Annotated in this window: 11 protein-coding genes; 9 read left to right on the top strand and 2 right to left on the bottom strand. The window is 37.9% G+C overall.

Annotation, left to right across the window (positions count from 1 at the left end; all coding sequences use genetic code 11):
* The first annotated feature begins 84 nt into the window (after nucleotides 1–84).
* From HNR32_RS10560 to HNR32_RS10520, 9 genes are all read left to right on the top strand, one after another.
* On the top strand, nucleotides 85–2139 hold the full coding sequence (locus tag HNR32_RS10560) for a sigma-54-dependent Fis family transcriptional regulator (RefSeq protein ID WP_183862451.1): 2055 nt from the start codon (nucleotides 85–87) through the stop codon (nucleotides 2137–2139).
* Between the two features lie 291 nt (nucleotides 2140–2430).
* Nucleotides 2431–3570, top strand: a complete 1140-nt coding sequence (locus HNR32_RS10555) for an acyl-CoA dehydrogenase (RefSeq protein WP_183862449.1) — start codon at nucleotides 2431–2433, stop codon at nucleotides 3568–3570.
* A gap of 98 nt (nucleotides 3571–3668) precedes the next feature.
* Complete coding sequence (locus tag HNR32_RS10550; RefSeq protein ID WP_196611081.1) at nucleotides 3669–5246, top strand: acyl CoA:acetate/3-ketoacid CoA transferase; 1578 nt, start codon at nucleotides 3669–3671, stop codon at nucleotides 5244–5246.
* A gap of 1 nt (nucleotide 5247) precedes the next feature.
* Entirely contained in the window at nucleotides 5248–6048 is an 801-nt protein-coding gene (locus HNR32_RS10545; RefSeq protein ID WP_183862447.1) for an enoyl-CoA hydratase-related protein, read from the top strand.
* Between the two features lie 33 nt (nucleotides 6049–6081).
* Nucleotides 6082–6855 (top strand): electron transfer flavoprotein subunit beta/FixA family protein, encoded by a 774-nt coding sequence (locus HNR32_RS10540; protein ID WP_183862445.1) that lies wholly within the window; start codon nucleotides 6082–6084, stop codon nucleotides 6853–6855.
* 11 nt (nucleotides 6856–6866) lie between these two features.
* Nucleotides 6867–7793, top strand: a complete 927-nt coding sequence (locus HNR32_RS10535) for an electron transfer flavoprotein subunit alpha/FixB family protein (RefSeq protein ID WP_183862442.1) — start codon at nucleotides 6867–6869, stop codon at nucleotides 7791–7793.
* A 21-nt stretch (nucleotides 7794–7814) separates the two neighbouring features.
* A complete protein-coding gene (locus HNR32_RS10530; RefSeq protein WP_183862440.1) occupies nucleotides 7815–9098 on the top strand; it encodes an FAD-dependent oxidoreductase in 1284 nt (427 codons plus the stop codon).
* Nucleotides 9095–9385: a ferredoxin family protein gene (locus tag HNR32_RS10525; protein WP_183862438.1), complete on the top strand. Its 291-nt coding sequence runs from the start codon at nucleotides 9095–9097 to the stop codon at nucleotides 9383–9385. Before HNR32_RS10530 ends, HNR32_RS10525 begins: the two co-directional genes overlap by 4 nt.
* Nucleotides 9386–9710: 325 nt before the next feature.
* Nucleotides 9711–10427: an MIP/aquaporin family protein gene (locus tag HNR32_RS10520; protein WP_183862436.1), complete on the top strand. Its 717-nt coding sequence runs from the start codon at nucleotides 9711–9713 to the stop codon at nucleotides 10425–10427.
* A gap of 65 nt (nucleotides 10428–10492) precedes the next feature.
* Here the strand turns inward: HNR32_RS10520 and HNR32_RS10515 are convergent, their stop codons facing one another.
* Together HNR32_RS10515 and HNR32_RS10510 are read right to left on the bottom strand one after the other, a co-directional pair.
* Nucleotides 10493–12388 (bottom strand): fructose-1,6-bisphosphatase, encoded by a 1896-nt coding sequence (locus HNR32_RS10515; protein ID WP_183862434.1) that lies wholly within the window; start codon nucleotides 12386–12388, stop codon nucleotides 10493–10495.
* A 212-nt stretch (nucleotides 12389–12600) separates the two neighbouring features.
* Nucleotides 12601–13182, bottom strand: a complete 582-nt coding sequence (locus HNR32_RS10510) for an MBL fold metallo-hydrolase (RefSeq protein ID WP_183862432.1) — start codon at nucleotides 13180–13182, stop codon at nucleotides 12601–12603.
* Nucleotides 13183–13376: the final 194 nt, after the last annotated feature.

Raw genomic sequence — 13376 nt, 5'->3', positions numbered from 1 at the left:
CAATATTGCGAATTTTTATGGTATTTAGCATTATAATAAATACCATTTATTATTTTCTACTATCAAGAAAAGGATGATCATACTATGTTGGTACGCGATTTGATGCAAGAAAATCCCTTGACCCTCTATGCCGATGAGCATTTGCACGCAGCAATAAATTTATTTAATACATATCATACTAAGGCTATCCCTATAATGACAAGAGAAAATAAACTGTGTGGTATACTTACAAAAACTGATTTATTAATTACATTTGATAATTGCAACAAAAATCCACATACTACAATCGATAAAATCATGACTAAAAACATTGTTTCAGTCCATCCCGAAGACTCATTAGATAAAATTAAAATTTTATTTCGTTACACCCCTGTTACGGATACTTTCGGAAATTTAGTTGGTCTATTAGGAAAAGCTGATGTTTTTAATTTATCATACCAACGCATGCGCCGTGCCGAAAACGCTGTCAAACAATTAGCTGACATATCATACAGCGGCATAATTATCATTGATGAAAAACAAATTATTACTCAAATAAATAAAACAGCAGCTGATCTTTTAAATACTTCGATTAAATACGCTGTAGGCCATTTAGCCAGTGATTTTTCTATTGAACATGGTTTAACTGAGATGATGCAAACAGGCCGGTCTGAAATAGGACTTACTTTAAAAATTAACAATAATTCATTAATTATTAGTCGTGCTCCCATTCTGGCAGGCTATCGTGTTGTTGGCGGCATTATTACAATCAAGGCCAGCTCTGAACGGGAAAAAGCCCTTTTAAATCAAGTTCATGAGCAAACTTATATTTTAGACCGCTTTAACTGCATATTTGAAAGTATCTGCCAAGGTATTATAGCCGTTGACCTTGATCAAAAAATTTATTATGCCAACCATGCCTATGAAGATATTATGGGCATACCGCGAGAAAATCTCATAGGCCATCATGTTGAAAATGCTGTAGAAAATTCACGTGTACCAGTAGTTTTACATACGGGTATTCCGGAATTTGGTGCAGTTCAGACAGTAAACGAACGCAAAGTTATTGTTAACAGACTGCCAATATTTAAGGATGGCAAAATAATCGGAGCCATCGGCCAAGCTGTCTTTAAAAACATTAATGAGGTCGAACGCCTTTTAAAACGCAATAAACAGCTGATTGATACAAACAACAAAAAAAAGACAGCAAATATACATCAGTTAGCTACTTTTGAAAACATTATTGGAACATCAAATGCTTTACTAAAAGCCAAAAATTTAGCTGCAAAAGTTGCTCCGACCGATACTACTGTGTTAATACAAGGCGAAAGCGGCACTGGTAAAGATTTATTTGCCCAAGCCATTCACACTGCCAGCCAGCGGCAAAAAGCAAAATTCATTGCCGTAAATTGTGCCGCTATTCCTTCTGAATTATTAGAATCAGAATTATTTGGCTATGATGAAGGAGCTTTTACTGGTGCCAAAAAAGGCGGCAAAAAAGGTAAGTTTGAATTAGCTGAGGGTGGTACATTATTTCTTGATGAAATTGGCGATATGCCCCTTAATATGCAGGCAAAATTACTGCGCGTAATACAAAACAAGGTCTTTGAACGTGTTGGTGGAGAAACAGCCCGTACCTGCGATGTCAGAATCATAGCCGCTACTAATCAAAATTTGCAAAAACTCGTCACCGCTGGTAAATTTCGTGAAGACTTATATTATCGTCTACATGTAGTTTGCATTGACGTTCCCGCTTTACGCATGCGTAAAGATGATATTGATGATTTATTGGATGCGCTTATTCCTGATATTTGCACACGCTTAAATGTTTCAGCCAAAACCTTTTCCCCAGAAGCAATTGATATTTTAAAACAGTGTCTGTGGCCAGGAAATATACGTGAATTGATCAATTTTATTGAACAAATAAGTACAACAGTAGATAGTTCTCTTATCAGAGCTAAACATTTACCAACTGATTTACTAGGAGAATATAATCAGACACTAAAATCAGACACGTCTATAATTGATGGCGAACAAGCACGCATAGCTAAAGCCATAATCGATGCCAATGGCAACAAGTCTTTGGCCGCAAAATTATTAGGTATGCATCGTTCTACCTTATATTTAAAAATAAAAAAATACAACCTAAATACAGATTAATTTGTAGAATCGACACTTTTCATTCTGTAGTGTCGATGTCTTATAAAAAATTGTCTTATTCAACATTTTTTCAATAATGCAAACATTGATAATAACTATTATAAATGTTTGTATTATTTTTTTTTATTTATTTTCACTTCTTTATTATACTGGACTTTTAAGCATTTATTTTTTTTATGATTACATATGTTTTATGAATTGGCACGCTAATTGCGTCTATTGTTTTATGTTACCAGAATTAAATAAAAATATCACTTATTCAGATTTTTACATTTTTAGGAGGATGTATCAATGGATTTTCAATTAACTGAAGAACAGGCTCTTGTACAACAAAATGCTCGTGAATTTGCCCAAACCTATTGTGAACCAATCGCTGCTGAAATCGATAAAACAGGCCGTCACCCTGAAGAAACGATCAAACAACTCATCGCCCACGATTATATGGGGATGATTTATCCTGAAGAATATGGCGGAGCAGAAGCTGATTATCTTAGTTACATATTGATGGTTGAAGAAATTTCCCGCGTATGTGCTTCAACCGGCATCATATACTCAGCTCATATTTCTTTATCAATGAATCCTATATACAAATGGGGCAGTGAGGAATTAAAACAAAAATATCTTGTACCTATGTGCAAGGGAGAAAAATTAGGTGCCTTTGCTTTAACCGAACCTGGTGCTGGCACAGATGCCGCATCCGGAACCTGCACTGCAACTTTAGATGGTGCTGAATATATTTTAAATGGTACTAAATGCTTTATAACAAATGGCGGTATTGCCGATGTTTATACTATTTTTGCCCTTACTGATCCAGCAAAAGGAGTAAAAGGCCTAAGCTGCTTTGTTGTTGAAAAAAACACCCCTGGTTTTGAAATAGGCAAACATGAAGATAAAATGGGCATTCGCGGTTCTCATACATCTGAACTTATCTTTAAAAACTGTCATATTCCTAAAGAAAATCTTGTTGGTGAAGAAGGAAAAGGCTTTAAATATGCCATGATGACTCTTGACGGCGGACGTATTGGTGTTGCTGCCCAGGCTTTGGGAATCGCTCAAGGAGCACTTGATGAAGCAGTTAAATTTGCCAAAGAACGTGTTCAATTTGGTAAACCCATTGCTACCAAACAGGCTATCCAATGGATGCTGGCTGATATGGAAACTCAATTGCAGGCTGCTCGTTTTCTTGTATACAATGCTGCTGAAACTGCCGGTCGCGGCGTTGCTTTCAGTAAAGAAGCTGCTATGGCTAAATTATTTGCTGCTGAAGCTGCTGAATTTATTTGTTCTAAAGCTATTCAAATCCATGGTGGGTACGGCTTTATTAAAGACTTTAAAGTAGAACGTTTCTATCGCGATCAAAGAATTACTGCCATTTATGAAGGTACAAGTGAAGTACAACGTATGGTTATTGCCGGCAGCCTACTTCGCTAAAAAATAAATTAATATATTACTTGCTATACTTTTCAACAATTTATAGCAGGTAATATAAATTTTAATTTATAAGCTACAAGGATTTTAGGAGGATATTTATGGAACTCATAACTAAAGATGCTGCCGTCAAAATGATTTCTGACGGAGCTCATGTAAGCACTACTGGTTTTATCGGTTCAGGGCATCCCCAAACCATAAGTTCTGCTATTGAAGAACATTTTTTAAAAACAGGTCATCCCCGTGACTTAACATATCAGTTTAGTGCCGGTGTTGGTGATAACGACCATCGCGGCAACAATTATTATGGTCATGCCGGATTACTAAAACGTGTTATTGGTGCCCATTATGCTACTGCCCCACGTCTTGGTAAATTAATTTCTGCCAATGAAGTTGAAGCCTATAATCTGCCGCAGGGTGTAGTAACGCATTTATTTCGTGCTGCTGCCGGCAAAAAACCTGGTATTTTAACCAAAGTCGGTTTAAAAACCTTTATTGATCCACGCGTAGAAGGCGGCAAATTAAATACTTCCACTACTGAAGATATCGTTGAAGTAAAAAAAATTGATGGTGAAGAATATTTATTTTACAAAACATTTCCTACTGATGTAGCTCTAATAAGAGCAAGTACTGCTGATGAACATGGTAATCTTACTATGGAACGTGAAGCCGTAATCACCGAAGCTTTTTCCATTGCTGCTGCGGCTAAAGCTGCTGGTGGCATAGTTATTGCAGAAGTAGAACGATTGGCTGCTGCTGGTTCTATGGCTCCGAAAAACATAATTGTTCCTGGCTCCCTCGTAGATTATGTTGTCATCGGTGATAAAGATAAATTCATGCAGACAAATGATGAATATTTTAATCCATCTTATACTGGTGAGGTAAAAGTTCCTCTTAACAGAATCCCACCCCTTCCATTAAATGAACGCAAAGTAATCGCTCGTCGTGCAGCTATGGAGCTTGATACGCATTGCCGTACTAATCTTGGTATCGGTATGCCGGAAGGAGTTGCCTCAGTTGCTGCTGAAGAGGGGTTTGGCGATACGTTGCTTATGACAGTAGAATCAGGTGGTTTTGGCGGTCTGCCTGCTGCTGGTGGCAGTTTTGGTGCAACATTAAATGCTGAATCGACAATTTGTCATTCCAGTATGTTTGATTTTTATGATGGCGGCAATCTGGATGTTACCTGTCTGGGCATTGCTGAAGTAGATAGTGCCGGCAACCTTAATGTAAGCAAGTTTGGACCTAAAATTGCCGGTTGCGGCGGTTTTATCAACATATCGCAAAACACACCAAAAATAATTTTTTGTGGCACATTAACCGCTGGTGGTTTGCGTGTAAAAGTTGAAAATAATGAACTCCATATCTTACAGGAAGGCCGCAAGAAAAAATTCGTACCCCAGGTAGAACAGATTACTTTCAGTGCTGAATATGCTAAGGAAAATGGACAGAAAGTACTTTATATAACTGAAAGGGCTGTCTTTGAACTGGGCAAAGAAGGGCTGGTACTTACGGAAATAGCTCCGGGAGTGGATCTGCAAAAGGATGTCCTTGACCAGATTAATGCCAAGGTAAAAGTTTCCCAGAAGTTAAAAACAATGGATACCAGAATTTTCCAGGAAGGCCCAATGGGTCTTGCTTCTGAAATAGTAAAAGGAAAAATTAAAGGAGTTGCTTAAGATGAGTCAATATGAAAATTTATTAGTGGAATTAGATAATGGTACAGCTATAGTTACTTTAAACAGACCTAAAGCTTTAAATGCTTTAAATAGTTCTTTAATGACTGAAATTGGGTCTGTATTTAGTGAATTAAATGCTAATCCTTCTGTACAGGTAATCATCATTACCGGTGCTGGACAAAAATCTTTTGTTGCTGGTGCAGATATTAAGGAAATGCGTATGCTTAATATTGAAGAAGGCCGCAAATGGGCTGAAAAAAGCGAAAATACTTTCTTACAAATTGAAGAAGGAGCAAAGCCTGTAATCGCAGCTGTTAATGGTTATGCTTTAGGCGGCGGCTGTGAAATAGCTATGGCCTGCGATATCCGTATAGCTTCAGAAAATGCTAAATTCGGCCAGCCTGAAGTAGGTCTTGGTATTATTCCTGGTTTTGGCGGTACCCAGCGTCTTCCTAGATTGATTGGTGCCGGTATGGCTAAATACATGATTTATACGGCAAATATGATCAGTGCGGAAGAAGCACTGCGTGTAGGTCTTGTACAAAAAGTAGTCAGCCAGGAAGAACTTTTGTCTGAAGCGAAAAAAATTGCCCAAACCATTATTGCTAAGAGCCAGAGTGCCGTAAGATTTGCTAAGGATGCGATCAACCGCGGCGTAGAAATGAGTATTCCAAATGCTATGCAGTATGAAGCACTTTACTTTGGTACCTGCTTTGGCAGTGAAGACCAGATGCTTGGTATGAATGCTTTTGTTAATAAGGAAAAAGCGGAATTTACCGGTAAGTTTGCTAAAAAAGCTTAATTTAACAATGTAGTACGTGTTAGGGGAATAAAAATGAAAATTATAGTTTGTTATAAATGGGTGCCAGATGAACAGGATATTAAAATCGCTGCCGACTTAAAAGTAGATATGAGTATGGCGAAATGGAAAATAAGCGAATATGATAAAAATGCTATCGAGGAAGCGGCACTTCAGGCAGAAAATAATGCTGCCGAGGTGACCTGCTTAACATTTGGTACAAGTAAAGCCAAACAATCATTAAAAGATGCTTTATCACGCGGACCAGAAAAAGCATACTGGGTAAATGATGCAAAAGCTGAAAATACTGACGGCTTCGTGACTGCTAATATATTAGCCGCAGCTATAAAAAAAGTAGGCATACCAGATCTTATCTTCTTTGGTGAAGGTTCTGAAGACAGTTACGGACAGCAGGTAGGACCAAGGGTGGCAGCACTTTTAGATATACCGGCGCTTACCTTTGTAACAAAAACCGCTGTAAAAGATGATGCTATAACAACTACACGCAGCATTGGCAATTGCACAGAAGATGTAACAGCCAGCTTCCCGGCAGTAGTATGTATGCTGCCGGAAATAAATAAGCCGCGTATTCCCAGCTTAAAGCAGGTCCTTAAAGCATCCAAAAAACCTGTAGAAGAAATTAAATTAGCAGATCTAGGTTTAAGCGATGCTGAACTTACTGTTAAAAACAAAGTAAAATCGATACAGGGCTTTGTTATGAACCGTAAAAATAAACTTTACCAGGATGGCAGCAGTGCTGAAAAAGTAAAAGCACTTGTCAGTGATCTTGCTAAAGAAGGACTGGCATAAGGAGGATAATTATGGCTGGAATATATATATACTCAGAAGAACAACCTGTAACAGAACAATTATTGACTGCCGGCAAAACATTAGCAAATAGCTTAAATGAAAAAATTAATGTCATTGACTTTAGTGAACAGGACAGCGAAAGCTTTATAAAAAAAGGGGCTGACCATGTACTGTGTCTTAAAAGCGACCATCCATGGCCGGAAAGCTATGCCCAGATAATCGCTGATATCCTTAAAGAAAAAGATCCGACAGTCGTATTAATCGGCGGCACCCTGCGCGGTAAAACAACCGCTTCCATAATTGCAGCTAAACTGCAGACGGGCCTTGTAAATAATGCTTTTGCAATTGAAGGCAGCGGCAGTGTTATTGAAACCAAACGCATAATGTACAGCGGTATTGCCGTATGTACCGAAGAATTATGTCATGGCAGTATTGTAACAATTGAACCACGTACCTTTGATGCCGCACAAGACAGTGACCATCAGGGAGATACCGAAAATATCGATATACAGCCAGAAGCTAAAACCATTACAGTTGGCAATGTCTGCCCGATAGTCCATCAGGATAACGATATAGCTACCGCTGAAAAACTGGTCTGTGTAGGCCGCGGCCTCAGTGACCAAAATGATATGAAACTTGCTGAAGAACTGGCAGAAAAACTGCACGCCCAGATCTGCTGTACCAGAAGCGTAGCTGAAGATTATCACTGGCTGACCACTGATAAATATGTAGGCTTATCCGGAGCAAAAGTAAAACCCAATCTCTACATATCCATGGGAGTATCCGGACAGGTTCAGCATGTTGCCGGTATGCGTGATTCTAAAGTAATAGTAGCTGTCGATACCAATGAAAATGCCCCTATTTTTGCCGCAGCAGATTATGGTATTGTCGGCGATTTGCATGAAATAATACCACTGCTTACAAAAGAACTTGGTTAAATAAAGCCGGAGGAATAGAAAATGAGCGACGAAGAAAAATTTGACGCCATCATCATAGGTGCAGGCCCTGCCGGCTGCGCCTGTGCATATATACTGGCCCGTGAAGGAAAAAACGTACTGGTAATTGAACGTGGTGATTGTCCCGGCAGTAAAAACGTAACAGGCGGCCGTCTTTATACCTATGCCCTGGAACTTGTAGAACCGGGGCTGTATAAAGATGCGGCCCTTGAACGTCAGGTAGTCCGTGAACAAATAATGATGCTCAGTGAAAAACAGGGTATTACTATCGATTACTATAACGAAAACCTTGAAGAAAATACAAGCATACCACAATCCTTTACCGTACTAAGAGCAAAATTTGACCAATGGTTTGCCGATAAAGCCGAAGAACAGGGCGCTATGATTGCCAGCGGCATACGAGTCGATGATTTATTAATGGAAAATGATAAAATTGTCGGTGTAAAAGCTGGCGAAGATGAAATGTATGCCGATATCGTAATAGCCGCCGACGGTGTAAACTCCCTGATGGGACAAAAAGCCGGCTTAAAAGAAGAATGGAACGGACATGAAGTAGGCGTTGGCATCAAAGAAATAATCGAACTGCCACAAGATGTTATAAACAATAGATTTGCTGTTGGGCAAGGCGAAGGCGCAGCCCGCATGATCTTAGGCCAGACTGGCGGAATACAAGGCGGCGGCTTTATCTATACCAACAAGACCAGTGTATCCGTAGGCATGGTAGTAAGCCCAGCTGAACTTGCCAAACAGGACAAATCGGTAGCAGATATCTATCAGGACTTTAAAATGCATCCGGCCATCCAGAAACTTATAAGTGACGGCACTACTGCTGAATATAGCGCCCATCTTGTGCCGGAAAACGGCTGGAACAGCGTACCAAAAAAACTCTATCGGGATGGCTTTTTAATGGTTGGTGATGCTGCAGGCTTTTGCATTAACACCGGAACAATAATAAGAGGGATTGACCTTGCCATCGTCAGCGGCGTAGCTGCTGCCAAAGCCATACTAAAAGAAAGCGAACAGCCTGGTATTCAGTACATGAAAAACCTCGAAGAGCTTTCCTTAGTACCGACAATGAAACTATTTGCCGGCTGGCCGCAGATAACCTCAATACCAAGAATGGTACAAAAATATCCGGATATGATAAACGAAACAATGGACTTTATGTTTAAAGTAGACGGCAAAGTACCACCCAAAATGACCGGTGCCCTTAAAAACATCATGAAAAGCCATGTAAGCCTGTTTGAACTTATATCTGATGGCTGGAGGGGGTTCAGAGCAATATGACAGTAAAAAAACAACAAACAGACGAACTGCTGGGGCTTGATAAATTTGCTGTTGACGAAGATAATCCCCATGTAGTTATAGACAAAGAAAAATGTATTAAATGCACAGAAAAACCATGTCTGGTAGTCTGCCCAGCAAAACTATATAAATTAGGACAGGACGGACAAATCCAGTTTGATTATGCCGGGTGCCTTGAATGCGGAACCTGTCGGGTAATGTGTTCACACAAGGCTTTGGATTGGAAGTATCCGCAAGGAACATTCGGTGTTTCATTCCGTTTTGGCTAAATTATAAACGCAGGATTATATAATTTAATTCTCCTTACCCCTTATCTTTTTTTAGTTTGTTATTTATGCCATTTTAACAAATTTAGATTTATACATCCTGCTTTTATATAAATTCTACCTATGATAATTAACGCTGATTCTAGATTCTTATCCGAATTTGGAATTAGCGTTAATTAATTTTTGAATATCTTATTGCTTTTATGGTGATAATTTGATAATATTGTGAATAAATATTTTGTAATTATTAAATATATATCGATCATATATTTGTTATATTGTATTTAGTTTTATTAAAATATTTAAACAATTCAAAAGAGGTGTTTATATGCTTCCATATGTCGCAGAATTTATCGGGACAGCGATGTTAGTTCTTATTGGTAATGCCGGTATGGCAAATATTTCACTAGAAAAATCCAGCATGAAAGGCAGTGGTGCCTTGCACATTTCCATTGGATGGGGCTTGGCTGTCTTACTGCCTGCTTATATATTTGGCAAGGCTTCCGGCGGTTTTCTTAATCCCGCTGTAACTTTGGCTTTTGCCGCTGGTGGCCAGCTTTCCTGGCAGGTTGTACCTGGATACATTATTGCTGAACTTTTAGGCGCTATTTTAGGTGCTATTCTTGTATATGTACTATTTGCCGATCATTTTAATGTGACGCAAAATACAACTATCGTGCGCAGCTGTTTTTGTACAGTTCCCAGTATTCGTAATCTGCCCAGAAATTTTTTAAATGAATTAATCGGTACATTTATTTTAGTATTTTCCGTTTTAGGTATAGCTAATGTTGTCGGTGCTTCTGCTACTGGTGTAAATAATTTATATGTCTGCGGTATCATAACTGTTATTGTTATGTGTTTCGGCGGTTTATCCGGCACTGCTATTAATCCTGCCCGCGATTTAGGCCCAAGAATTGCTTATATTTTAATGCCGTTAAAATATAAAGAAAATCCTGATTGGCAGTATTGTCTCTTTGTTCCTATATTAGGACCATTTATTGGCGGTTTGCTGGCAGTATTTTTATTTAAAATCATTCCCTGGTAATATTGCCATTTCATAAAAAATACCTTATAAATTTTACAAGTAAAATTTATAAGGTATTTTTTATGTTATTCCAATGGTTTTAATATACCATTTTTATATAATAGCATTAAATGATATAAATCATTTATTTTATCCTGGATTATTTCACCTTCATCAGTATCGGCAATAGTGGTCTGGTAACTTTGTACTTCCACTGATTTAGAAACTGATTCAATATCCTTATTGTTCATCAACGCTGTTTGTACATTACTAAAATCACGATGCTCGATAAGTCTAAGTCCACGCGAATTAGATACTAATGTAAAACCAGCTATCCCCGTTTTCTTATGGTAGGCTCGACAAAATCCGCCATCAATAACAATAGCTTTTCCTGATGCTTTAATCGGACTTTCACCATCTTTTACCTTTATCGGTACATGCCCATTAATAATATGACCATGTTTCGGATTTAAATTAAATTCCTGCAATATTTTTTTGCAAAACCATTCTTTGTCATAATAAGAAAAATATTCATCAGTTGGTTCTTCCCACAAATTTTTATCCTTTAAATAAATTCGTTCGAATATTTTCATTTTTCTGCCAGATACAGGGGAATTAATACCACACCATAAATACCACATAAAATCTATAGTATGCTGGTCTTTACCATCAAAATAAGCTTGACGCACTTTCTGGTCAACATAATCAAGATAAGCCCGCCCTGCATAATTTTTCCCTTCAAAGCGTATATTCTTAAATGCACCTTTACTATCTACCGGCACACAGCCATGAAATAACAAATTACCATTATAACATTTGTAAATGCTGCCTTTTTGGTATAAAAATTGTACATGGCGCTGCAGTTGCGGACTTGCCATAAACGATGTCCGTAAATCCTTAATTATTAATTTTTCATCAAGTGTCAACTCCAAAGGATTAGCTCTATTTATTGTGGGAAAGTCCGTAATTGTTAATTCATAAGCTTTTCCCTTTAAGACAAAACATTTCTTTTCATAATCTATTTTATCAAGCAGAATTCGCGACTGCATACCAAATTCGGGATTACGTTTTATCAGTGCCGCTTCCTGCTTAAATAAGATAATTGATATAGCCTTTTGTGCCGCAACATTAGGATTATCAGCCGGATATAGTTTAGAGGCAAATAAAAACAATGGCCGCACACTTATAGCATATCCCCGCTCCAGCACATCAATATTATCATATTTCAGGCTAAGACGGACTACCTCAGCAATGCAGGTTTCACTGCCACATGCTGCCCCCATCCACAATACATCATGATTCCCCCATTGAATATCAATGCTATAATGCTGCATAATCATATCTAAAATAGCATCAGGACGACGCCCTCTGTCAAAAAAATCGCCTACAATATGTAGTCTGGCTACTGCCAATCTTTTTATCAGTACTGTAAACGCAATAATAAAATCATCACCACTACCAATACTTATAAGTGTTGTGAGCATTTTTTCCCTATACACACGCGGTACATAATCGGCTTCAGGCCGTCCACGCAATAATTCCTCAATAATTGTTCCATAGCCTTCTGGGATGGCATTATTAACTTCACGCGGCTGATATTTATGTGACATAAACTTGGCTAAATCCAGCAAATTTAAAATCATTTTTTTATAATATTCCGGTGTGAGCAGATTATTTTTGCGCATTGCCATTAATTTTTCCTGTGGATAATATATCAGCGTACAAAAATCTGCCTGTTCATCATCTGACATACTATTTTCAAAAACCTTTGCTACCTTTTCCTTTATAACACCTGAACAGTTATTTAAGATATGAAAAAATGATTCATATTCGCCATGTAAATCACTCATAAAATGTTCAGTAGGCTTGGGCAGACTCAATACTCCATTCAAATGAATCAATTGGGCATAAACAGATTGACGTGTAGGATATTTTTCTGCTAATAACTCCAGATATTTATACTTTTGTTCCTGCATATTCATTCCATATCTCCTATTATGATTTATTTTATGAATTCGTGTTGTACTAGTTACTAAACTAGTATGTCCCTTAAGCCTTCCCTTTAGGGAAGGTAGCTTGACGAAGTCAAGTCAGAAGGGTTAACCCCTCAGACAGCTTTGCTGCCAGCTCCCCTATAGGGGAGCCTTTTAGTTATCTAAAATTCAACCAGCCAATGCTATATGAATATTTCATTTTATTTATAACTAAAAATAGAACTTACGCCTAAATCTCTTACCGGCAGTTTTTTAGCCATAGTAATTTTGGCATTTAAGTCCGTACAATGGCAGGGATAAATTTCCTTTATATTACATTTTTCCATAAAATCAACAGCTTTTTGTAAAATCTCTTTTTTAGTATCCAATAAGTGCATACCGCCTATTATTGAACATACCCTATTATCACTGCATATTTTTTTAGCATAAGCAATAATATTGCATATCCCCGCATGGGAGCACCCCGTTATAATAACTAGTCCCCGCTCTGATTTATACACTATAGCAGAATCATCACTGACAAAGTCCGGCACCTGACAAGTTTCATCATAAAAAACGCCAATTGGTTCCTTATTTTCAAAATCAGTAATACGCGGTATTTCTCCTAAAAAAACCATTTTCGCAGTAATCCATTGTGGCTCTTTTGACAATGACAAGGAAAATATTTTTTTTAAATCTTTTTCTGTATATGGGCTTCCGACATCTTCACCATCGGCAATTTTTTTATCAAATACCTGAGGATGAGCCAATAACTTAACTTCCTCCATATTATTTTTTTTCATAATCTGAACCTCCCACGACTAAAGTCGCGGGGTTCCTGCTTCACAGATAGTTGCGCAAAATTCACGTCTTACATTATCTCCACAGGCTATCCCCGTAGCTCCTACGGTTCTTATATATGTTATTACACTGCTGTGTTTAAAATTCTTAGTCCTTCATTGCGAATGTTTATGGCGGCATTTATATCTCTGTCATG

This window comes from Pectinatus brassicae, from assembly GCF_014201835.1.
Taxonomy (GTDB): Bacteria; Bacillota; Negativicutes; order Selenomonadales; family Selenomonadaceae; genus Pectinatus; species Pectinatus brassicae.
Note: the sequence above shows the minus strand (reverse complement) of the source record. Positions and strands in the feature narration are given on the sequence as shown.